This is a genomic window from Roseibium sp. (genome assembly GCF_051016195.1).
Classification (GTDB): Bacteria; Pseudomonadota; Alphaproteobacteria; order Rhizobiales; family Stappiaceae; genus Roseibium.
In genome coordinates, this window is record NZ_CP134616.1 from 3,477,272 (window position 1) to 3,496,484 (window position 19,213).

Here is a 19,213-nt window from a genome sequence, read left to right on the forward strand (position 1 = left end):
AGCGCTTACATTTTTGAAAGCCGGGTTATTTGATCGTTGGGAGGTGATCATGCTTTTGGCTCTTGCGGCCGTCCTATTTGCCGCTTTCGTAATCAATGTTTCGATCGGTTCAATTGGTGGAACGCCGTTGCTTGGCAACGTTGGCGAAATGATTTTGCTGCTCGCCATCTCGATTGCGTTCACCGCAGCTGTCCTGAAGAAAGAAGCAAAGAAAAGAACCGGCGAATAATGGACTTATTCGGATTTTTGGGAGGAAAACATGAAGAAAACAGATGATCTCGCCTCACACGAGCGCCGCAATTTCCTGAAGCTTGCCAGTGCCGGCGGTTTCACGGCGGCTGTCGTTGCAGGTGCAGCAGGTGTGCTTTGGTCCGACACGGCAGTGGCGCAGACCGCACAGGAAGAGCGGGCGCGCGAGCAGGCCGCTGATCACATCATGACGCTTGCCACAGCCTATGTGCTGGGTGCGTCGCGCAGCTATCCGATCATGCAGCTCGACCTGAAGGAAAACATCCAGAACGCGACCAACGGCAAGGTATACGTCAAGCTTGCACCGGGCGGACAACTGGGTGCCGGTGGCGCGCTGGCGCAGGCGGTTCAAGGTGGAACGATCCAGGCCGCACAGCATTCCCTGTCGAACTTCGCTCCGTTCGCATCGGCTGTCGACCTCATCAACATGCCGTATTTCTGCGGTTCCAACCAGCGCTTCACGAACCTCGTGACATCCGACGCCTGGAAAACGGAAGTTCACCCGAAAATTGAAGCCTCCGGTTTCAAGGCGCTGTTCTATGTCGTCATCGACCCGCGCGTCGTGGCCGTGCGCAAGGGCGGCAACAAGGTGCTCACACCGGCTGACCTTTCAGGCGTGAAATTCCGTGTTCCGGGATCTGCGATGCTGCAGCAGTATTACCGCATGGTCGGCGCAAACCCGACACCGGTTGCCTGGGGCGAGACGCCGTCGGCCATCAAGCAAGGTGTTGCCGATGCGCTTGATCCGTCGGTCGGCGCGCTCTACGTCTTTGGCTTCAAGGACATCCTGAGCCACGTCACTTTCACCCAGGCGGTGCCGGACAGTCAGGTGTATTCCATGAACCTGGAGTGGTTCAATTCACTGCCGGCCGATGTCCAGGAAGGCATCGAATTCGCAGGAGAGATCACCGCCCAGCAGAACTTGGCCAAGGTACCGGCTGCGCGCTCCTACGCCATGTCCGAACTGGTGAAGTCGGGTGTGGAATTCCACTCGCTTTCGGAGGACCAACTCGCTGAGTGGCAAGCTGCCGGCGGATACCAGCGCGAGGAATGGGATCAGTTCAAGGTAGAGCTTGCCGGGTCCATGGACGCCTTCGGACGCCTGGAAGAAGCAGCCAACACGATGGGACGCTACTACGTTCACGACGCTTAACTTGATGCGTTGACCGGCCAGCGCCGACGGGCGCTGGCCATACCCTTTTCAAACATCACCACGCCCGATGACCGCGTCAGACCTTTCTGATGGGAACGGCAGAGGAGTGCCCCATGTCGAATGTACTTCAAGCCCTGGACCGGAACGGTGAGCGCTGGCTCCTGCTGGTCTTCTACGTGATGCTTGTGCTGACCATGTTCATTGAAGTGGTCCGGCGTGAGGTCTTTGCCTACTCATCCATCTGGGGCGAGGAAATCGTCCGTTATTCCTTCATCTACCTCGCCTGGATCGGGGCTGCTGCGGCGGTCAAGGAGCGCGGGCACATTCGCATTGACGTGATCATGCAGTATGTCAGCCCGCGGGTGAAAGCGGTCCTTTACATCTTCGGCGATCTGGTCATGGCATTCGTTGCCGTCATTGCCTTCTACTGGTCGCTCGAAACGGTTCTCGTTTCCGCGAAATTCGGCTCCGTGACCCACGGCTTGAGGATATCCCAGGTCTGGTTCCTGTCCGCCGTTCCCTTCGGCTTCGCCCTGGTGCTGTTCCGTCTGGCACAGTCCCTTCTTCGTGACATCAAAGACTTTCGTGACGGCCGTCCCGTCTACGAGGGCGACAAACTGTTCGACTGAGGGAGACAGCCATGCTTTGGAATCAACTTCAGCAACAGACCGTCGAACTGGGATGGGACTTCTATGGCCCGGTTCTGATCTTCGTCGTACTGGTCGCGCTCGCCGTTCCGGTCTGGGCCGCGATCGGTGCTGCGGCGATCGCCATGCTCATGATCTCCGGTGCCCTGCCGCTTTCGCTGGTCGGTGAAAGCCTGTTTCACGGGATTGACCATTTCGCGCTGACCGCTGTCCCACTGTTTATCCTGACGGGTGACGTACTCGTGCGCACCGGTCTCAGCCGCAAGTTTCTCGATGTGGCCGAAGCACTCACCTGCTGGGCGAAGGGTGGTTTCGGGTCCGCGACGGTTCTGGTCTGCGGCATGTTCTCGGCCATTTCCGGGTCCGACGCCGCCGGTGCCGCAGCCGTTGGCCGGATGACCATTGAGCGGCTCGTGGAAAGCGGCTATCCGCGCCCCTATGCCTGTGCGCTGGTCGCCGCCGGTGCGTGTACCGGCATCCTGATCCCACCTTCTATTGCCTATATCATCATCGGCCTCGTGCTCGGAATCTCGGCTTCGACGCTGTTCTTGGCCGCGCTGATACCCGGCATCGCCATTCTGGTCTCGATCCTCGTGACCAATATTGTCATGAACCGCATCTATGCCTATGAGGGCGGCGGGCTGATGACCTTCGGCGAGTGGGCTGCAAACCTCGGCAAGGCGCTGAAGTCCGGCTGGTATGCCTTCATCGTTCCGGGCGTGATCTTCTACGGCATCTTTTCCGGCCGCCTGACGCCAACGGAGGCAGGAGCCGTGGCGGTCATGATCACGATCGGCATGGGGTTCCTTTTGGGGACGCTGAAGCTGTCGGACTTCCCGGCGATGCTTGTAAGTTCGGCAAAGGTGAACGGCGTCATCGTTCCGATCATCGCCTTTTCCCTGCCGCTCGCGCAGGCTCTCGCCATTCTCGGCGTTCCGCAGGGCTTCGTCTACGCGGTCACATCGCTGACCAACGAACCGGCGGTTCTGATCCTGTTGATGATCCTGATCCTGATCGCGGCCGGCTGCGTCATGGAGACAACTCCCAACATCGTGATCCTGGCGCCGATCCTGAAGCCACTTGCCGATAATATCGGCATGAACGAAATCCAGTTCTGTATCATGATGATCACTGCACTCGGTGTGGGCTTCATCACGCCGCCGCTCGGTCTCAACCTGTTCGTGGTGTCGGGCCTGACTGGCGAGTCGATCCTGAAGATCGCGGCGAAGGCTGTTCCGTTCGTCTTCTTCATGCTGCTCGTGACGCTGTTGATCGCCTATGTGCCGGCGCTCTCCACCACGCTGCTTCCAGACATTTACAAGTAGGTTCACCATGACTGTTGAGTATTTGAAAAAAGCGGTCCTGACGTCAAAGACCGACGCGTCCGAGACCACCAAGATCGTCCAGGAAATCCTGGATACGATCGAGGCTGGCGGAGATGCAGCGGCACTCGACTATGCGGCCAGGTTTGACAAGTATGAAGGCGACATCCTGCTCAGTGATGCGGCAATCGCGGAGGCGGCGGCCAAGGTCCCGGAGAAACTGAAACGGGATATCGAGTTTGCCCATGCCAATGTGAAGCGGTTCGCCGAGGCGCAGAAGGAGACCTGTCAGGATATCGAGGTCGAGGTGATCCCGGGCCTGATCGCCGGGCAGAAGAGCATCCCCGTGGAAACGGCGGGCTGCTACATTCCGGGCGGCCGCTACAGTCATATCGCCAGCGCGATCATGACGGTGACGACAGCCAAGGTTGCCGGCTGCAAGAACATCATCGCCTGCTCGCCGCCACGGCCCGGCATCGGCATCAACCCCGCCATCATCCATGCCGCAAAGGTGTGCGGGGCGGACAAGATCCTCGCGATGGGCGGGGTTCAGGGTGTCGCGGCCATGACATTCGGTCTCTTTGGGCTGCCCAAGGCAAATATTCTGGTCGGACCCGGTAACCAATTCGTGGCGGAAGCCAAGAGGATCCTCTTCGGCCGGGTCGGCATCGACATGATCGCCGGGCCGACCGACAGCCTGATCCTCGCCGATGGCAGCGCTGACGCAATGGTTGTTGCGGCAGATCTCGTCGGACAGGCGGAGCACGGCTACAACTCGCCTGTCTGGCTGGTGACCGACACCCGGTCGCTTGCGGAGGAGGTCATGTCGCTGGTTCCGAAGCTAATCGACGACCTGCCGGAGGTGAACCGGGACAATGCCACCGCTGCATGGCGCGACTATGCGGAGGTTATCGTCTGCGACACCCGCGAGGAAATGGCGGCAACGTCGGATGCCTATGCGCCCGAACACCTGACGGTCCAGGCCGAGGATCTCGACTGGTGGCTCGGCCGGCTGTCCTGCTACGGTTCACTCTTCCTTGGCGAAGAAACGACCGTTGCCTTCGGCGACAAGGCATCGGGCACAAACCATGTGCTGCCTACATCCGGCGCTGCGAGCTATACCGGCGGGCTTTCGGTCCACAAATACATGAAGATCGTGACCTGGCAGCGTGCGACGCGCGACGGTGCCAAGCCGATCGCGGAGGCGACGGCGCGGATCTCCCGACTTGAAGGGATGGAAGGCCACGCCCGCACGGCCGATATCCGGCTCAAGAAATACTTCCCGCAGGAAACGTTCGATCTGACAGCGGATCCGGGAGCCTGAGCGCATGTCGAACCTGTTCGATGTCTCCGGCAAGGTGGCCTGTGTCACCGGCGCAAGTTCCGGTCTTGGCCGACGCGCAGCAACCGCGCTTGCGCGGGCCGGTGCGTCCGTTGTCGGCGTTGCGAGACGATCTGCCGATCTGGAAGACTGGAGACGGGAAGCCGGCGGACAGACGGCAGCCGTTACGGCTGATCTTTCCGACCGTGAAAGCATTGCCAAAGTTGCCGGAAACATCGCCGGTCCGTTCGGACCACCGCAGATCCTGGTGCATGCTGCGGGCATCAATACGCGCGAGGCGGCCGATGATGTCACGCCCGAGGGCTGGGACATCACCCTGACGCTGAACCTGACCGTCCCGTTCTTCCTGTCAAAGGCCTTCGTGCCTGCGATGAAGGAAAAGCAATGGGGCCGGATCGTTACCTTTGCGTCCCTGCAGACAACGCGCGCGTTTCCCGGAGGCATTGCGTATGGCGCCTCGAAAGGAGGCATCGGCCAGCTCACCCGGGCCATGGCCGAGGCGTGGTCGAAGGATGGCATCAACGCCAATGCGATCGGTCCAGGGTTTTTCCCGACGGAGTTGACGGCGGCCGTCTTCGGCGACAACGAGCGTGCGAAGCGCAACGCCGCACAAACCTGTATCGGGCGCAATGGCGCGCTGGAGGATATGGACGGGCCGCTGCTGTTTCTTTGCTCGGACGCGTCTGCTTATGTGACCGGCCAGGTTCTGATGGTCGACGGAGGGTTCACCGCAAAATGAAAGCGCTTGTCTATACCGGTCCTGAAAGCCAGTCCTACATGGAGGTTGCCGATCCGGTTCCCTCGGAAGGTGAGGTGCTGATCCGGGTCGCCCATTCCGGCATCTGCGGGTCGGACATGCATGCCTTTCTCGGCCATGATGAACGCCGCCCGGCACCGCTTATCCTTGGTCACGAGGTGGCGGGGACGGTGGTGTCCGGTGCACAATCCGGACGGCGCGTCACTGTCAATCCGCTGGTGAGCTGCGGTGTCTGCGAAGCGTGTCTGGCCGGGCGGGACAACTTGTGCGCCAACCGTCAGATCATTTCCATGCCGCCGCGTGAAGGCGGCTTTGCTGATTTCCTCTCGATGCCCGAGAGCAATCTGGTAACCGTGCCGGATCACGTCACAGATGCGCAGGCCGCGCTTGCCGAACCGATCGCCTGCGGCTGGCATGCTGTTCGGCTGGCAAAACAGGCGCTTTCCGGAGACCCGGCGGACGCGTGCGCGCTTGCGATCGGCGGTGGTGCCATCGGACTGGGGGCGGCACTGTGCCTCAAGGCACAGGGCATCGAGAATGTCCGGCTGATTGAGCCGAACGCTGAACGGGCGCGCTTTCTGCGGACGACCTGCGGCATGGATGTTCTGAGCCCTGACCAAGCGGAAGCGAGCGGCCTTTATGACATCGTGGTGGACGGCGTTGGATATCCTGCCACGCGTGCCACGGCATCGGCCTGCGTCAAACCCGGTGGCGTCATCGCCCATATCGGGCTTGGTTCCGCCGAAGGCGGGCTTGACATAAGGCGGATCACCCTTCAGGAAATTCAGTTTATCGGCACGTACACCTACACCGCACAAGACTTCCGCGATACCGCAGCAGCCATGTTCGATGGCCGGCTCGGCGCACTCGACTGGGTTGAAAGCCGTCCGCTATCGGAGGGGCTGCGCGCCTTCACCGATCTGCGCGCGGGTCATGTCGCAGTTCCGAAGATTCTACTGACACCAGACGCTTAAGGAGACATTCATGTCTGAAATTCCCCACCTTCTCGTCCATGAACACGCCGACAATGTCGGTGTGGTCGTCGTGGAGGGCCTGACCGCCGGTACCGACATGCTGTGCTGTGTCACCCACGACAATTCCACGTTCCGGCTGACGGCGGGCGCAGACGTGCCGATCGGGCACAAGATCGCCCTGAAGGATTTGAACGACGGCGACACCGCCATCAAGTACGGCGAGGACATCGGCAAGATCATCGCCGAGATTCCGAAGGGCGGCCACGTCCACACGCATAATTGCAAAACCAAGCGCTGGTAAGGAGCCGTGTCCATGTCTTCCAAATACTCAAACATCACGGTCAAGGCGTTCCGGCGCGAAAATGGCAGGGTCGGCGTGCGTAACCACGTGGTCATTCTTCCGGTCGACGATATTTCAAATGCTGCCTGTGAAGCGGTTGCCAACAATGTGAAGGGCACGCTTGCGATCCCGCACGCCTATGGCCGCCTGCAGTTCGGCGAGGATCTGGAACTGCACTTCCGGACCATGATCGGAACCGGAGCGAACCCGAATGTGGCCGCCGTCGTCGTGATCGGCATCGAACCCGGCTGGACCAAGCGGATTGCCGACGGGATCAGGGAAACCGGCAAACCGGTGGCCGAGTTCTCGATCGAGCAGAACGGTGACTTCGAAACCATCCGGGCGGCGTCCTGGAAAGCGAAGGAATTCGTGCACTGGTCAACCGAGCTGCAGCGCGAGGAATGCTCCATCTCGGATATCTGGGTTTCCACGAAATGCGGCGAGAGCGACACAACCACGGGTCTCGGATCATGCCCGACCGTCGGCAACATGTACGACAAGCTGCTGCCGGAAGGTATCACCGGGTTCTTCGGCGAAACCTCCGAAATCACCGGTGCTGAACACATCTGCCAGAAACGTGCGATCAACGAGGAAGTCGGCGAGCGCTGGTACAAGATGTGGAAGGCCTATCAGGACGACGTGATTTTCGCGCATCAGACCGATGACCTTTCCGACAGCCAGCCGACCAAGGGTAACATCGAGGGCGGCCTGACCACGATCGAGGAAAAGGCGCTTGGCAACCTGGAGAAGATCGGCCGGACATCGCAGTACATCGATATTCTGGAACCCGCGGAAGCACCGAAGTCCGGCAAGGGGCTCTATTTCATGGATTCCTCGTCCGCAGCAGCGGAATGCGTGACCTTGATGGCGGCCGGCGGTGCGGTCATTCACACCTTCCCGACAGGGCAGGGGAACGTCGTCGGCAATCCGATCGTTCCCGTCATCAAGATCACGGCCAATCCGCGTACCGTCCGCACCATGAGCGAACATGTCGATGTGGATGTATCCGGCATTCTCCGTCGTGATATGACGATCGATGAAGCGGGTGATGAGCTGATCGACATGATCCGCCGCACCGCAAACGGCCGGAACACGGCCGCCGAAGCGCTGGGTCACAGGGAATTCTCCATGACCAAGCTCTACCGCAGCGCCTGATTGCAGTCCGCAGGCGGCCTGACAGATGGCCGCCTGCAAGACAGAGGAATGCCCGTGGAACCGAGCAAGCGACTAAGCCTTGATGAGGCAACCAGCCTGATACAATCAGCCTTCACCGGTGTTGGTGTCTCCGGCGACATTGCTCTTTGCGTTGCAAAGGCGCTCGTTGCCGCGGAAGCGGAAGGACAGGTGGGGCACGGCTTTTCCCGTGTCGAGGATTACGCCGCACAGGTTCGAACCGGCAAGATCAGGGCGGATGCGGTCGTCGAGATCCACCAGACAGGAACCGGCAGTCTTCTGGCGGATGCGGGCTTCGGTTTTGCTTATCCCGCACTGGACGAGATCATGCAAAAAGGCATCGAGTTGGCCCCGACCTGTGGCTGCGTCACGATGGGTGTCACGCGTTCGCATCATTGTGGCGCCCTTTCGGTGCAGGTCGAAAGGCTCGCGCGGGAGGGTCTTGTCGCCATCATGGTCGCCAACACGCCGGCTGCAATGGCGCCCTTTGGCGCGAAGGAGGCGGTGTTCGGCACCAACCCGATCGCATTCGCCGCACCGCGTGAGGGACGTGATCCGCTCGTCATGGACCTTTCCCTTTCCAGGGTTGCGCGCGGCAAGGTCATGAGCGCACACAAGGCCGGCAAGCCGATCCCTGAAGGCTGGGCGCTGGATGCAAACGGCAAGCCGACGACCGATCCGGAGAAAGCGCTCGGCGGGACGATGCTTCCCATTGGTGAGGCCAAGGGCACGGCCCTGGCACTCATGGTTGAAATCCTCGCATCCGTCATGACCGGAGCATCGTTCAGTTCGCAAGCAACTTCATTCTTCAAGGCCGATGGTCCGTCCCCGGGTGTCGGTCAGTTTCTGATCGCCATGAGACCGCAGGACGGTCAGTTCGCAGAACGGCTGGAACAGCTACTGGCGCTCATCGAAACGCAGGAAGGTGCACGCCTGCCCGGCAGCCGACGGTCTGACGCGATCCGTGAGGCAAAAACCAACGGGATCGATGTGCCGGTTCGCTATATTGACGCGCTGCGCAAACTGGCGGCCGGCGAGGCCTGACCGGGAACGCGTCTGCCGGCGCGCGCCGGAGCGATCCGGCCACAAGAGGAAAACGGAGGCACGATACTCGCATGTACAAACACATCCTCATTCCGGTCGCGCTCGATCATGAAACGCTTGTCGAACGGAAGCTTGAAATTGCGCGGCACCTTCTGGCCGAGGGAGGCCAGATCACTCTTTTGACCGTACTTGAGAACATTCCCGGCTTTGTCTCCGAGTTTGTCGATCTCAAGATCGACAACCATCTGACACAGAAAGTGGAAGAAAGGCTCAAGACCGCAGTTGACGGGGACGAACGCATCAATTGCAAGGTCGTCACCGGCAAACCGGGCGTGCAGATTGCCGCTCATGCCGAGACTTCGGGTATTGATCTGATCCTGGTCGGATCGCACCACCCGTCGGCACAGGATTATTTCCTTGGATCGACGGCTTCACGGGTCGTGCGCAGGGCGGGATGCTCGGTTTTTGTTGTCAGGGACGGCGACAGCGACAGTTAAGGCTTTCGGACAAAGGCCTAGGCGATGGACCCATAAATGAGACTGAAATGGCATGCGAAATGGCGAAATCCCGTTAGGAAGGGTGTGCGGAGCGGGCTTCCTGCCCGGTCAAGCACGCTGACGCCACGGGGTGAAGCCATTTCCATGTCCTTCGGATTTGACCGGCTTGCTTCTCCTCGGCGTTGCGAAAGGCTTGAAAATGAGGGACATTTCCTGCGCTTCCGCGCCTTGACGAGAAGCAAGCCGCCTCAAACCATTCCGGCCTCATTTATGGGTCCATCACCTAGACGGTCATTGTCATGCCGAATGCGCGTTGCAGGCGATATGTCGACTTGATGAAGCGGGAAGCTTCAGCGTTGAGATCGGCAATTTCCAGTGCCAGTTCCGCGTTCAGGCGCGCGCCGAGTTCCGCGACCGTGTCACGCCGCGTATCGGCGTCGTTCCATTTCGGAAAGACCTCCTGCCGCCAGAACGTTTCGATCCAGGCGTAGTCGGCAACGTGAATGTGGTCAAAGTCTTCAAGTGCCGTCATCACACAGCCCAGGCGCGCTCCGAGAATGGCCCAGTCGCCGTTGGGTGTATCCAGCCCGACGCTGCACCAGACCCTCAGGCGCTCATGGTTCGCAGCGCCTATGTGCCGCAAGAGCGCTTCGCTTTTCGGAAGATCAGGCCATGCCTCGTAGGCAAGAATGCCGCCGGCCAGATTGAATTTCACGCCCTCGCGGAATCCACCCCGGAATGCCTGGAACGGAGTTGCCGTCATGTGCACTTCGGAGAGGACGCGATTGATCTGGAAATAGGGAGTTGTCCAGCAGAAGTCGACGGCGGCTTCCCGGCGCTGAGCGTTTTCGTGAGAGCGAAGCGTTGTCAGAGTTTCGCGGGGCCAGATTTTTACGCCGCCGTTGCCATATTCCAGAGCGTTCAACACGTTACGGGCGCTGAAGGAAAAAACTGCGCCCCGGTCCCTTGGCGACACGTCAAATCTCCCGGTGAAGAACCGGTCGTCAACCAGAAGGTTGTCCGCGTCGATCGTGATGACGTGGTCGCTCGAAGCAACTTCGCCCGCCTGCCGGTGCGCTGCATCGAAGCCCTCAACGCCATGCACCCGTTTTGCATGCGGCAGAAGCTCGAGCACTCGCTTGTAATGCACATCGGCATTCGGCTCGTCAAAGCTCAGGAAAATGGCATCGCAGGTCGACAGGTCGAGCACAGTGTCACCAGTCCCGGTCGTCGCCGAGATGGACAATCGCCTCGGGCTGCCATTTTTCGATCAGCAGGTCCTTCCGCCTGACGAAATAGGCGCGCCAATCAAGTTCGGGCTGCATCAATGCACCTGCGGTGACATTAGGCAATGAATCATAAGCCATTCCGGCATTTTGAAGCGGTACAAGATCGGTCAGGTCCACAACAATCACCGGTACCATGCCCTGGTCTTCTGCCCCCTTGCCGGCTGCCGACAGAAGCGGCTCGATCTCTTCCCAATCGAGGCCGCACAGATTGACCAGCATGACCGACAACGCCTTGTCCGAGCGTGCAACGCCCTTGATGACGGGACTATCACTGTTGAACGGCCATGCGGCCTCGCGGGCATCCAGTTCCTGTGGTTCCTTCTTGCCGCCCCAGCTTATTTGAAAAGAGAAGTTTTTCATTCCGCCCCAAGCCTGCCGAAAGGTGACTTTGTAAGCGATGAGAGCACATCCTGCCAAGTGGCGGCGAGCATCTTCCGGTCGCGGGATGCAGCGGATGCGGCGGCGTGACGGCCACGGTCTGTCCACGTTCCGGGGTCTTCGTCCAGTGCACTTTTCAGAGCTTCCGCGAGCGCGCCATCTTCGTATATCAGGCCGGACTTCGGAGGATCGATCACGTCCCGAAGCCCCGGCGAGTCCGGTCCGAGAACCGCGCGAGCAAGGGTTGCGGCGAGTATGGCGGAACCGGATGTCAGCGAGGCGCGGTAGGGCAGCACAACGAAGTCGGCAGCGGCGTGAAGCCTGCCGACATCTTCCTGGGTTGCAAAGCCCTCCCGAAAAAGCAAACGCGCGTCGTCAGGCAGCTTTAAATCATAGTTTCTCGCCACTTCGCCGGCAAAGATCAAACGATCATCCGGATGCGCAAACGCCAGGAAGGCTTCTGCCAGTTCTTCGGGCTGCTTGTACGGCGCGATCCGCCCGGGAGACAGGACAATCCGACGCGCCGCCGAAAGGTTCAGATCGTCGCGTGCGGAATTGCGTGCATAGACCGGATACGCGCCTTCGTAGTTATGATGGGCGATGATCCGGGTCTTTTTTTCAGGCAGTGCCATTTCAGCCCGTGCGGCGGTCAGAGCGTGGAGCGAATGGAGATGGAGTATGTCGGCAAGCTCGCACAAGCCTGTCTGAAGATCTTCGTTCGCGGTGTTTTTTTGCGTGTCATGCGGTGCAAGATTGTGGATCGTCCAGACCACCTTGCCACCGGTTTCACGGAACCGGCCCAGGTCATTCAGAAACTCCTCCACGGATGTCGGTGTTCCAGCTCCCACGAGCACGGCGTGTTCCCAATGCAGATGGAACAGATTCGGTCCGTCTGATGCCAAGGCCTGCCGCTCCAACGCGTCGGTGATCGAACCCGGTTCGGCGCGGAAAGCCGGTTCCAGGGCTTCGTAGAGCAGCGTCTGATACGGGTTGGTTGCCCTGTAGTCCGGGAAAAACGTTATGTGCTGAGAAGTTAGGTACTGGGCGGTCATGATGGCGGCAATTCCGAGCGTCCGTGGTTGGCCGGCCAGGGGCCATCAGCCGATATCAAACTCATCGGTGTTTGACTTGACACGTTATCCGTCGTCGCTTCTAATCTTTTGCATATTTCTATTAATGTCAAAATCTCAGGTGAAGGCAGCATGCCACGTAGGGTTCTCGGAAAAGTCCTGGCCTTGCTGAGTGTTCTCGGCATTCCGCTGTGCAACGCTGCGGCGCAGAACGTCCGGCAATTCGATTCACCCGCTTCCGCGAGGGCATATCTGCGAGCGAATCCCGACGGGCCACAGGCCAATGCGGCGTTTCTGGCACTCGTCCAATTTCGGCTGATGAGCGAAAATCCCGGATTGTCACGCGACGAAATGATCGCGATATTCAACCAGAACACATCGGCTTCCACCGGACCGCGTCAGGCTCCGACTCCCGGCCTCTATTGAGAAAAACCATGTGGTGGGCATTTCGGGTATCTTTCAAATTGACCGGAGCCATTGCGATCGCTGCGGTGGTTCTGCTTGCGCCTGCGAAAGCGCAGACAACTGATGCACTTGCAGGTTCCACGTCCCGTGTCGCCCTGGTGATCGGAAATTCGGCCTATCGCTCGGTTGCGCCTCTGCCCAACCCTGTCAATGATGCCGAACTGGTGGCGGAAAAGCTCTGGGAAGCCGGGTTCGAGGTGATCGAAACGCTGGATGGCGACCGGGAGAAGATGCTCGCCGATCTCGCAACATTCCGCAGCCGCCTCCGGGAAGGCAGCGAGGCGTTGTTCTACTATGCCGGACATGGTGTTCAGATCGGCGGCCGCAACTACCTTCTGCCTGTTTCCGTCGCACCCAGGTCCGTTGAAGAACTGATCGAACAGTCGATCGATGCGCAGCTTTTCGTGGACATCATGTCCAACTCAGGAGCCAAACTGAACATCGTGCTTCTGGATGCGTGCCGCAACAATCCCTTCGGTGAGATAACAGATGCGGAATCGGAGACGATCGCCTCGCGCGCCATCAGCCTGGGCGCGTCGCGCGAAGAAGTCTCCAGAGGCCTGGAGCAGCTGTCCCAATCCAGCCGGGGAGGGCTGGCTGAAATGACGGCGGGTGGTACGGAAACCGTTATCAGTTTCGCGACGGCGCCGGGCTCCGTCGCCTATGACGGTGAAGGCCGGCATAGCCCCTATACGCAGGCGATTGCCGACAATATCAGCGAGCCCGGGCTCGAAATCATCGATCTTTTCCGCAGGATCCGCGGCAGTGTGCGCGAGAATACGGCCGGGGAACAGATCACCTGGACGACGAGCACTTTGGAGAGCCGGTTTTATTTCATTCCGCTTGTGGACGATCTGCGCGCCGCAACGACGGGCATGTCCATTGCGTCCGATACGCTGGGCGGTCTGCCACCGCGCCGTATCATCGACCGGACCTTTTGGCGATCCATTCGCGACAGCGAGCGGTCGGAAGCGTTTGCCTCCTATATCCGCACCATGCCGCGGGGCGCCTTCGTCGAGGACGCCAAGGAGCAGCTCAGGCAACTTGGAGGTGACCCCGACAGTATTCTGGTTTCCGACACGGCGCTGCCGGACGTCGCACCTGCCAGAACCGCGCCCGCGGGTGACAATGGCCGCAACGACATCATTGCAGCGCTCGACAGCGCACGTCTGAACGTTCCGATCGGGGTGGGCGAAAAGCAGCTGGAGACCAGTTCCGCTGATAATGGCTGGGTCTATGTCGAAAGCGCATCGCGTCTTGGCGTCGTGACAGAAGGTTCCGGCAAGGCACTTCACGGCGGCACGGTCCACTGGCTTTCGAATGACAATCAGCTGTCCTATACGCCGCAGGTCGGTTCCAACGGCGGCCGCGATTCCTTCCGCAGCCTTGCCCTGGAGGAAGAAGGGAATACTGCCCCGCTCGAGGCACAGCTCGACGTCTATGTCGACGCCTGCGATATCCTCGCCGGCAATCCCTATGACAGCCAGCGGGTCACTGCCGGCACGCGCCAGTTCATTATTGACCGCAATTTTGATGCCGCCATTGAAGTCTGCGAAATTGCCGTTGCGAATTACCCGGACGTGGAACGGTTCTGGGCACAGCTTGCCCGCGCCTATCGTTCGGCGGGAGACTATGAAAAGGCGATCGAATGGCAGCAAAAAGCGGTTGATGCCGACTATGCATCCGCCATGGTTTACCTGGGTCAGATGTACCTGGATGCCCAGGCCGTCCCGCGCGACTATCCGCGTGCCAAGGCGCTTTTCGAGGAGGCGGCCGACCGGGGCGAAACAGCCGCCTATACCGCTCTTGCCTGGATCTATCGTGCGGGCGTCGGTGTTCCGCAGGACTATGACCAGGCCCTGGAATTCTACCGGGAAGGGGCCGATCTTGGAAACGACTGGGCGATGACCAATATTGCCGAGTTCTACCAGAAGGGTTTTGGCGTCGAAAAGGACCCGGACGAGGCGGTTACCTGGTACACCGCTGCCGCGAAGAGCGGCGAGTTGACAGCGCAAACACGTCTTGCGCGGATGTATCAGGTCGGCGACGGCATCCCGAAGGATTTCGAACAGGCCCGTTTCTGGTTTGAAACCGCTGCGGGCCGCGGTGTGCCGAATGCTCTTACGCGGCTCGGGATCATGTACGAGAATGGTCAGGGTCTGGACAAGGACGTGGAAGCCGCCGTGCGGCTGTTTACGCGGGCTGCACGGGAAAACGACGCGGAAGCCTATTTCAGGCTGGGCCGTGTCTATGCCTCCGGGCATCCGCTGTTTGACGATCCGACGCGTGCAGCCGCGCTCTTCGAACGCGCGATGCAGGACGGGGTGTTCGGAGCAGAGCGTGGCCTGGCCCGGCTGCTTTTCGAAGGACGGGGTGTTGAAAAGGACGTGGACCGGGCGCGTGAACTTTTTGCTGCGGAGGCTGAAAAGAATCCCTGGGCCGCGCGCGATGCGGGGCGTGCCTGGGCTTCCGCAGACGGTGCCGAACCGGATTTGACGGAGGCGGCGCGCTGGTTCCGGATCGCGGCTGAGGGGGGTGTCCCCTGGGCGGCGCTCGATCTGGCGCGCCTGTCGGAAGCCGGGCGCGGGGTTCCCAAGGACAGGCGCGCTGCGCTGATCTGGTACGCCACGGCGCTCGGATTAAGCGACAATGCAAATCTGGCCGACACCGTTGCCAAGAACACATCTTCCTACGGTCGGGAAGAGTTTGTCGCGGCAGCCCAGACAATCCTGTCGGAGCTCGGAGTACTGTCCGGTCCGGCGGACGGGCAATTTGGGCCGGCAACGCGCCGTGCCGTCAATGAAGCTTTCGCGGAGCGCGGGCTGACACCGCCCGGAGATGACATCACCCTCGATGTTTTGTCGAGACTGACACAAATGGAATGAAAGACAGGCGGGAACCAATGATCAAGACCATTGCAGCTCTATTCGTCCTAACTGTGTTCCTGGCTGGGTGTGTCAGTTCCTCAGTCAGCCGTCCCGACGTGTCCATCGATGAAGAGGTTGCCCGTCTCAGTCAACTGGGGTTCCGGCAGGTGACACGGACATCAGACGGGACGCGCATTCTGCGCTATAGCGGGCGTGTCAATGCAGCCGTGGAATGCAAGCGCGGCTCTAACAGCTTCGCCCGCATTCCTGCGAGTCGGCGCACGGCAGATGGTCAGACGCAAACCATTACACTCGATGCCTATCTTCAACTCACGCCCCGATCAGACGGTATCTTGAGCAATTCGGGGCGTGACGGCATCTACATCGTAACCATTAAGACACGGGGCCGGGGCGCGAACACCAGCCTGACCGGGATCAAGTTCGGGCCTCGCAGCCAGGCTACCTTCCGCTCGGGATTGACATGCCGCGCAGCCTGACCGGACTGTCGTAGGTGACACGGTCATCCGTCTTGCGGCTTGATGTTTTCGTGCTTGCCGATATTCGCAGCGGCGATGTCGCAGCGCCCTGTCACGCAGCCATGCTCGAGGGACTGGCTGATGCCGGGTACCGGGTCGGCGTGCTTCCGCTCGCGCCCGCCGCAATAAAAGCGGACCCGTATTCGATTGACGCCACTTATCGCCGGCTTTTCACCAACGGCAGTGTAAAGAGGCTGGGACGAGGCGTCCGCGCTGAATGCGCGCTTGCGCTCGGGTTTGACGCGCGCCTGTTTGCGCTCCCGCTCTCCAAGGTGTGCTCCATCAAGGCTGATCATCGTATCGTCACGCTTGAACGGCCTGCGGATTTTGCGTCGATGAGTCCCGCGCAGCTTGAGCGGGTGGCGGAGAATGTCAGTGAGGTTCTCGGGGGACAGGTTCTCTGGGCACCGTCGACCCGGATCGCCAGGGATGCTCTGTCCTATTGCGTCCCGCACTGGCCGACAACCCGTGTCGAGTGGCTGCCGACGGCTCCTTCCGGAGGCGGTTCACGCCGCGATCGGATCGAACGCGCACGGCCGACGGTCGGCCTGGGCCGCCATGTACGGACACGGCAGGTGCCGTGGATCGTGTCCGCGGGTGCAGGGGCACGTGCTTTCCAGTCCGCCAATGTCCTCTGGCGGCTGTTGGCCGCGCCCGATGCGGAGCGTCCATCCTGGCCGCAAGGATCGCCAATCGAAATCTGGCCGGATGATCAGATCACCTTCCCGGATTTCCTTGGCAAGATCGACATTCTTGCGAATGCCGATCATGCCGCCGACGACCCTTGTCCAGTCGAAGTCCTTTGCGCGCTTCGAAACGGGGTTGTCCCTTTTCTTGAGCCTGACTACAGATCCGTTTTTGCCGGAACGGCGATCTACGGGCGTCCTTCGGAGGTCGCCCAGCGTGCGCTTGAGTTTCACGAGAAGCCCGGGCTCGCCAGCGATCTGCGGGCCAGCGGAACAGAACTCGTTGAAAAACTGTTTTCGGCCGAAGCCGCCGTTTCGAGGGTGCGGGACCTTATCGGCAAACCGCGAGACAATCCTCATGCACCGGCAGTGCACACGGCTACAGGGGGGAGGGTGCTCTTTTATTCGACAAACGGGATTGGTCTTGGGCACCTGACGCGCCAGCTTGCGATTGCCCGGCGCTTGCCTTCCCGCCTTACGCCCGTTTTTCTGAGCCACTCCAAGGCCGTCGATATCGTGCACGGCTATGGGTATGCAGGTGAACATCTGCCATATCACTCGGCTTACGGAGAACGCAAGGAGCATTGGGACGTTGCGCTTTCGGATGCCTTGACAGCGGCTCTGGACTTCTACGGCCCCAGTGCCCTGGTTTTCGATGGCAACGTTCCGTTTCTGGGGCTCATGAGAGCAATGGACACTTGCCCCGAGGTGGCTAGGGTCTGGATCCGGCGGGCTTTTTGGGGCCCGAACCGCGATCTCGACGCATTGGAACGCGGGGCATCTTTCGACCTCGTCGTTGAGCCTTTGGAACTCGCATGGGCGCGCGATGACGGACCGACCACGGACTACCGGCATCAAGTGCTTTTGGTGCCGCCTGTGCGGCTATTGGACGGGAACCAGTTGTTGGACAGGCAGGCCGCGTGCGCACAACTCGGCCTGGACCCGGGGCATGTCAATGTGCTTGTCGCACTCGGGTCGGGCAACAACACGGACACCGGACGCATCACGGCCCGGACGCTGGCGCACCTCCACGGGCGAACCGGGGTCGGAACGGCTGTCGCGGAATGGCGCATTGCCGGTGAAAAAAGCGATCTTCCGGCAGGCGTGAACCGACTTACCGAATATCCGTTCGGCAAGTACCTTGGGGCGTTCGATTTTGCCGTTGCCGCGGCGGGCTACAACACGTTCACGGAACATATGGCGGAAGGGCTTCCAACAGTTTGGGTGCCCAACGAACACGCGCAGCAGGATCGGCAAATTCTCAGGGGACGTTTTGCCGAAGCGAAAGGTTTCGGGCGTCTCGTCCGGCACAGGGCAGATTTCACGCTCAAGGATGCACTCGATCGGATGCTTGAGCCGGGAACCCGTGAGGCAATGCGTGCGGCTCATGCAGGTATCGGTCAAACTCTGGCCGAAAACGGTGCGGGCGAGGCGGCCGAGGCGATCGCCAGCCTGTGTGAAACGATAATGGTCCGGGAAGCTTCGGGCGGCAGCGCAGCCGGATACTTCCCCTCTTGAGAGTGCCGAGACGGATGCGGACGGATCGGACGGAACAAAACCGCTCTGACCAATACCTATGTCCGAATGCAACAAAAAACCGGGTCAGAAACTAACCCGGTTTTGTTTTTCAAAGTGATGTTACAGCTTCAGTGCCTTTGTCAGGCAGCCTTGCGTCTGCGCATCCGCATTCCGGCGAGAACGGCAAGACCGACCGGGAGAAGTGCAATGCCGGCGGGGACCGGTACGGGGATTGGTGTCAGCTTGAGATTGAAGTCGCAAGTCGATCCGCCGTTATTGTTAGCGTTCTTTTTGCAAGGATAACCAGTACCATTCGCATTGGTCCCGGCCGTATAAAACCACCCCGAGAGACCGAGCACATTAGCCTGTTTGTCATTTGCGCCGATTCCGTATTGGAAAGTGGCCGAGCCGTACGCAAGCGGTTTCATGATCAGGTTGTAGGTCGCTGAAATGCCGTTTAGGCCCATAAGTGTTGAGCTGGGGAGCAGATCCATATAGGTCCAATCCTGCACGTTGTTCCCACCACCTGTTTTTGCGCCGGATCCCAATGCCTGTTGCTCTGACCACGTTCTGAAGTCGGTGTATGTGTTGTTCAGGTTTCCAAAATCCAAACTCACCTTAAAACCTTCTGCGCCTGGATTGGCATTCTTGGTTGCGGTTCCGGTTAACTTACCGGTGCCGTCATCATAACGTTCGAAGACTGCGCCGCTTAAGAAATGGTACTTGTTGTTGTTCATGAAAAGACTGTGCTGGTTCATGTTGTAGCTCATCACGCTATATCTCTCGACAACGGTCAAAGCCGATGCAACCGGCACACTGAAAATCAGGGCAAAAGCACCCAGCAAAACGCTGCGTAGCATGGGGGGTCTCCTCTCATTGCAATATCTAAGCGCAATTTTTATTAGT

At 59.9% G+C, this 19,213-nt stretch carries 19 protein-coding genes; 15 read left to right on the forward strand and 4 right to left on the reverse strand.

The window, feature by feature from the left end; genetic code table 11:
- The first annotated feature begins 13 nt into the window (after positions 1-13).
- The 11 genes from RDA78_RS15815 (at position 14) to RDA78_RS15865 (ending at position 9,498) form a co-directional block, all read left to right on the forward strand.
- Positions 14-229, forward strand: coding sequence for a hypothetical protein (locus RDA78_RS15815; RefSeq protein WP_434050785.1), 216 nt, complete (start codon positions 14-16; stop codon positions 227-229).
- A 30-nt stretch (positions 230-259) separates the two neighbouring features.
- The gene (locus tag RDA78_RS15820) at positions 260-1,402 is read left to right on the forward strand and encodes a TRAP transporter substrate-binding protein (protein WP_434050786.1); all 1,143 of its coding nucleotides are present in this window, start codon (positions 260-262) and stop codon (positions 1,400-1,402) included.
- A 113-nt stretch (positions 1,403-1,515) separates the two neighbouring features.
- Positions 1,516-2,031, forward strand: a complete 516-nt coding sequence (locus tag RDA78_RS15825) for a TRAP transporter small permease (protein ID WP_319383235.1) — start codon at positions 1,516-1,518, stop codon at positions 2,029-2,031.
- A gap of 11 nt (positions 2,032-2,042) precedes the next feature.
- On the forward strand, positions 2,043-3,374 hold the full coding sequence (locus RDA78_RS15830; RefSeq protein WP_434050787.1) for a TRAP transporter large permease: 1,332 nt from the start codon (positions 2,043-2,045) through the stop codon (positions 3,372-3,374).
- Positions 3,375-3,381: 7 nt separating this feature from the next.
- Entirely contained in the window at positions 3,382-4,695 is a 1,314-nt protein-coding gene (gene hisD / locus RDA78_RS15835; protein WP_434050788.1) for a histidinol dehydrogenase, read from the forward strand.
- A gap of 4 nt (positions 4,696-4,699) precedes the next feature.
- Positions 4,700-5,452, forward strand: coding sequence for an SDR family NAD(P)-dependent oxidoreductase (locus RDA78_RS15840; protein WP_434050789.1), 753 nt, complete (start codon positions 4,700-4,702; stop codon positions 5,450-5,452).
- Complete coding sequence (locus RDA78_RS15845) at positions 5,449-6,444, forward strand: zinc-dependent alcohol dehydrogenase (RefSeq protein ID WP_434050790.1); 996 nt, start codon at positions 5,449-5,451, stop codon at positions 6,442-6,444. The genes RDA78_RS15840 and RDA78_RS15845 overlap by 4 nt, the downstream gene beginning before the upstream one ends.
- Before the next feature lie 10 nt (positions 6,445-6,454).
- A complete protein-coding gene (locus tag RDA78_RS15850) occupies positions 6,455-6,745 on the forward strand; it encodes a UxaA family hydrolase (RefSeq protein WP_306143073.1) in 291 nt (96 codons plus the stop codon).
- Between the two features lie 12 nt (positions 6,746-6,757).
- Complete coding sequence (locus tag RDA78_RS15855; RefSeq protein ID WP_434050791.1) at positions 6,758-7,939, forward strand: UxaA family hydrolase; 1,182 nt, start codon at positions 6,758-6,760, stop codon at positions 7,937-7,939.
- A 48-nt stretch (positions 7,940-7,987) separates the two neighbouring features.
- The gene (locus tag RDA78_RS15860) at positions 7,988-9,001 is read left to right on the forward strand and encodes an Ldh family oxidoreductase (protein ID WP_434050792.1); all 1,014 of its coding nucleotides are present in this window, start codon (positions 7,988-7,990) and stop codon (positions 8,999-9,001) included.
- 71 nt (positions 9,002-9,072) lie between these two features.
- The gene (locus RDA78_RS15865) at positions 9,073-9,498 is read left to right on the forward strand and encodes a universal stress protein (RefSeq protein WP_434050793.1); all 426 of its coding nucleotides are present in this window, start codon (positions 9,073-9,075) and stop codon (positions 9,496-9,498) included.
- Positions 9,499-9,781: 283 nt separating this feature from the next.
- Here RDA78_RS15865 and RDA78_RS15870 read toward each other — a convergent pair whose 3' ends face one another.
- The 3 genes from RDA78_RS15870 to RDA78_RS15880 are packed head-to-tail and all read right to left on the reverse strand — an operon-like array spanning position 9,782 to position 12,217.
- Entirely contained in the window at positions 9,782-10,744 is a 963-nt protein-coding gene (locus RDA78_RS15870) for a hypothetical protein (protein ID WP_434050794.1), read from the reverse strand.
- Positions 10,713-11,147, reverse strand: coding sequence for a hypothetical protein (locus RDA78_RS15875; protein WP_434050795.1), 435 nt, complete (start codon positions 11,145-11,147; stop codon positions 10,713-10,715). Before RDA78_RS15875 ends, RDA78_RS15870 begins: the two co-directional genes overlap by 32 nt.
- Positions 11,144-12,217 (reverse strand): glycosyltransferase family 4 protein, encoded by a 1,074-nt coding sequence (locus RDA78_RS15880; protein ID WP_434050796.1) that lies wholly within the window; start codon positions 12,215-12,217, stop codon positions 11,144-11,146. Before RDA78_RS15880 ends, RDA78_RS15875 begins: the two co-directional genes overlap by 4 nt.
- Positions 12,218-12,367: 150 nt before the next feature.
- Between RDA78_RS15880 and RDA78_RS15885 the strand changes: the two genes are divergently transcribed.
- From RDA78_RS15885 to RDA78_RS15900, 4 genes are read left to right on the forward strand one after another with little or no spacing between them, the layout of a single operon-like run.
- Positions 12,368-12,661 (forward strand): hypothetical protein, encoded by a 294-nt coding sequence (locus tag RDA78_RS15885; RefSeq protein WP_434050797.1) that lies wholly within the window; start codon positions 12,368-12,370, stop codon positions 12,659-12,661.
- A 38-nt stretch (positions 12,662-12,699) separates the two neighbouring features.
- Entirely contained in the window at positions 12,700-15,585 is a 2,886-nt protein-coding gene (locus RDA78_RS15890; RefSeq protein WP_434050798.1) for a caspase family protein, read from the forward strand.
- Between the two features lie 17 nt (positions 15,586-15,602).
- Positions 15,603-16,064 (forward strand): hypothetical protein, encoded by a 462-nt coding sequence (locus tag RDA78_RS15895; RefSeq protein WP_434050799.1) that lies wholly within the window; start codon positions 15,603-15,605, stop codon positions 16,062-16,064.
- A 14-nt stretch (positions 16,065-16,078) separates the two neighbouring features.
- Positions 16,079-18,307: a glycosyltransferase gene (locus RDA78_RS15900; RefSeq protein ID WP_434050800.1), complete on the forward strand. Its 2,229-nt coding sequence runs from the start codon at positions 16,079-16,081 to the stop codon at positions 18,305-18,307.
- Between the two features lie 140 nt (positions 18,308-18,447).
- Here the strand turns inward: RDA78_RS15900 and RDA78_RS15905 are convergent, their stop codons facing one another.
- On the reverse strand, positions 18,448-19,167 hold the full coding sequence (locus tag RDA78_RS15905; RefSeq protein ID WP_434050801.1) for a VPLPA-CTERM sorting domain-containing protein: 720 nt from the start codon (positions 19,165-19,167) through the stop codon (positions 18,448-18,450).
- Positions 19,168-19,213: the final 46 nt, after the last annotated feature.

Excerpts from the sequence above, each read along its gene's own strand:
- RDA78_RS15820 (WP_434050786.1), top strand. The coding sequence starts at position 260 with ATGAAGAAAACAGATGATCTCGCCTCACACGAGCGCCGCAATTTCCTG.
- RDA78_RS15825 (WP_319383235.1), top strand. The coding sequence starts at position 1,516 with ATGTCGAATGTACTTCAAGCCCTGGACCGGAACGGTGAGCGCTGGCTC.
- RDA78_RS15830 (WP_434050787.1), top strand. The coding sequence starts at position 2,043 with ATGCTTTGGAATCAACTTCAGCAACAGACCGTCGAACTGGGATGGGAC.
- hisD (WP_434050788.1), top strand. The coding sequence starts at position 3,382 with ATGACTGTTGAGTATTTGAAAAAAGCGGTCCTGACGTCAAAGACCGAC.
- RDA78_RS15840 (WP_434050789.1), top strand. The coding sequence starts at position 4,700 with ATGTCGAACCTGTTCGATGTCTCCGGCAAGGTGGCCTGTGTCACCGGC.
- RDA78_RS15845 (WP_434050790.1), top strand. The coding sequence starts at position 5,449 with ATGAAAGCGCTTGTCTATACCGGTCCTGAAAGCCAGTCCTACATGGAG.
- RDA78_RS15850 (WP_306143073.1), top strand. The coding sequence starts at position 6,455 with ATGTCTGAAATTCCCCACCTTCTCGTCCATGAACACGCCGACAATGTC.
- RDA78_RS15855 (WP_434050791.1), top strand. The coding sequence starts at position 6,758 with ATGTCTTCCAAATACTCAAACATCACGGTCAAGGCGTTCCGGCGCGAA.
- RDA78_RS15860 (WP_434050792.1), top strand. The coding sequence starts at position 7,988 with ATGCCCGTGGAACCGAGCAAGCGACTAAGCCTTGATGAGGCAACCAGC.
- RDA78_RS15865 (WP_434050793.1), top strand. The coding sequence starts at position 9,073 with ATGTACAAACACATCCTCATTCCGGTCGCGCTCGATCATGAAACGCTT.
- RDA78_RS15875 (WP_434050795.1), bottom strand. The coding sequence starts at position 11,147 with ATGAAAAACTTCTCTTTTCAAATAAGCTGGGGCGGCAAGAAGGAACCA.
- RDA78_RS15880 (WP_434050796.1), bottom strand. The coding sequence starts at position 12,217 with ATGACCGCCCAGTACCTAACTTCTCAGCACATAACGTTTTTCCCGGAC.
- RDA78_RS15885 (WP_434050797.1), top strand. The coding sequence starts at position 12,368 with ATGCCACGTAGGGTTCTCGGAAAAGTCCTGGCCTTGCTGAGTGTTCTC.
- RDA78_RS15895 (WP_434050799.1), top strand. The coding sequence starts at position 15,603 with ATGATCAAGACCATTGCAGCTCTATTCGTCCTAACTGTGTTCCTGGCT.
- RDA78_RS15905 (WP_434050801.1), bottom strand. The coding sequence starts at position 19,167 with ATGCTACGCAGCGTTTTGCTGGGTGCTTTTGCCCTGATTTTCAGTGTG.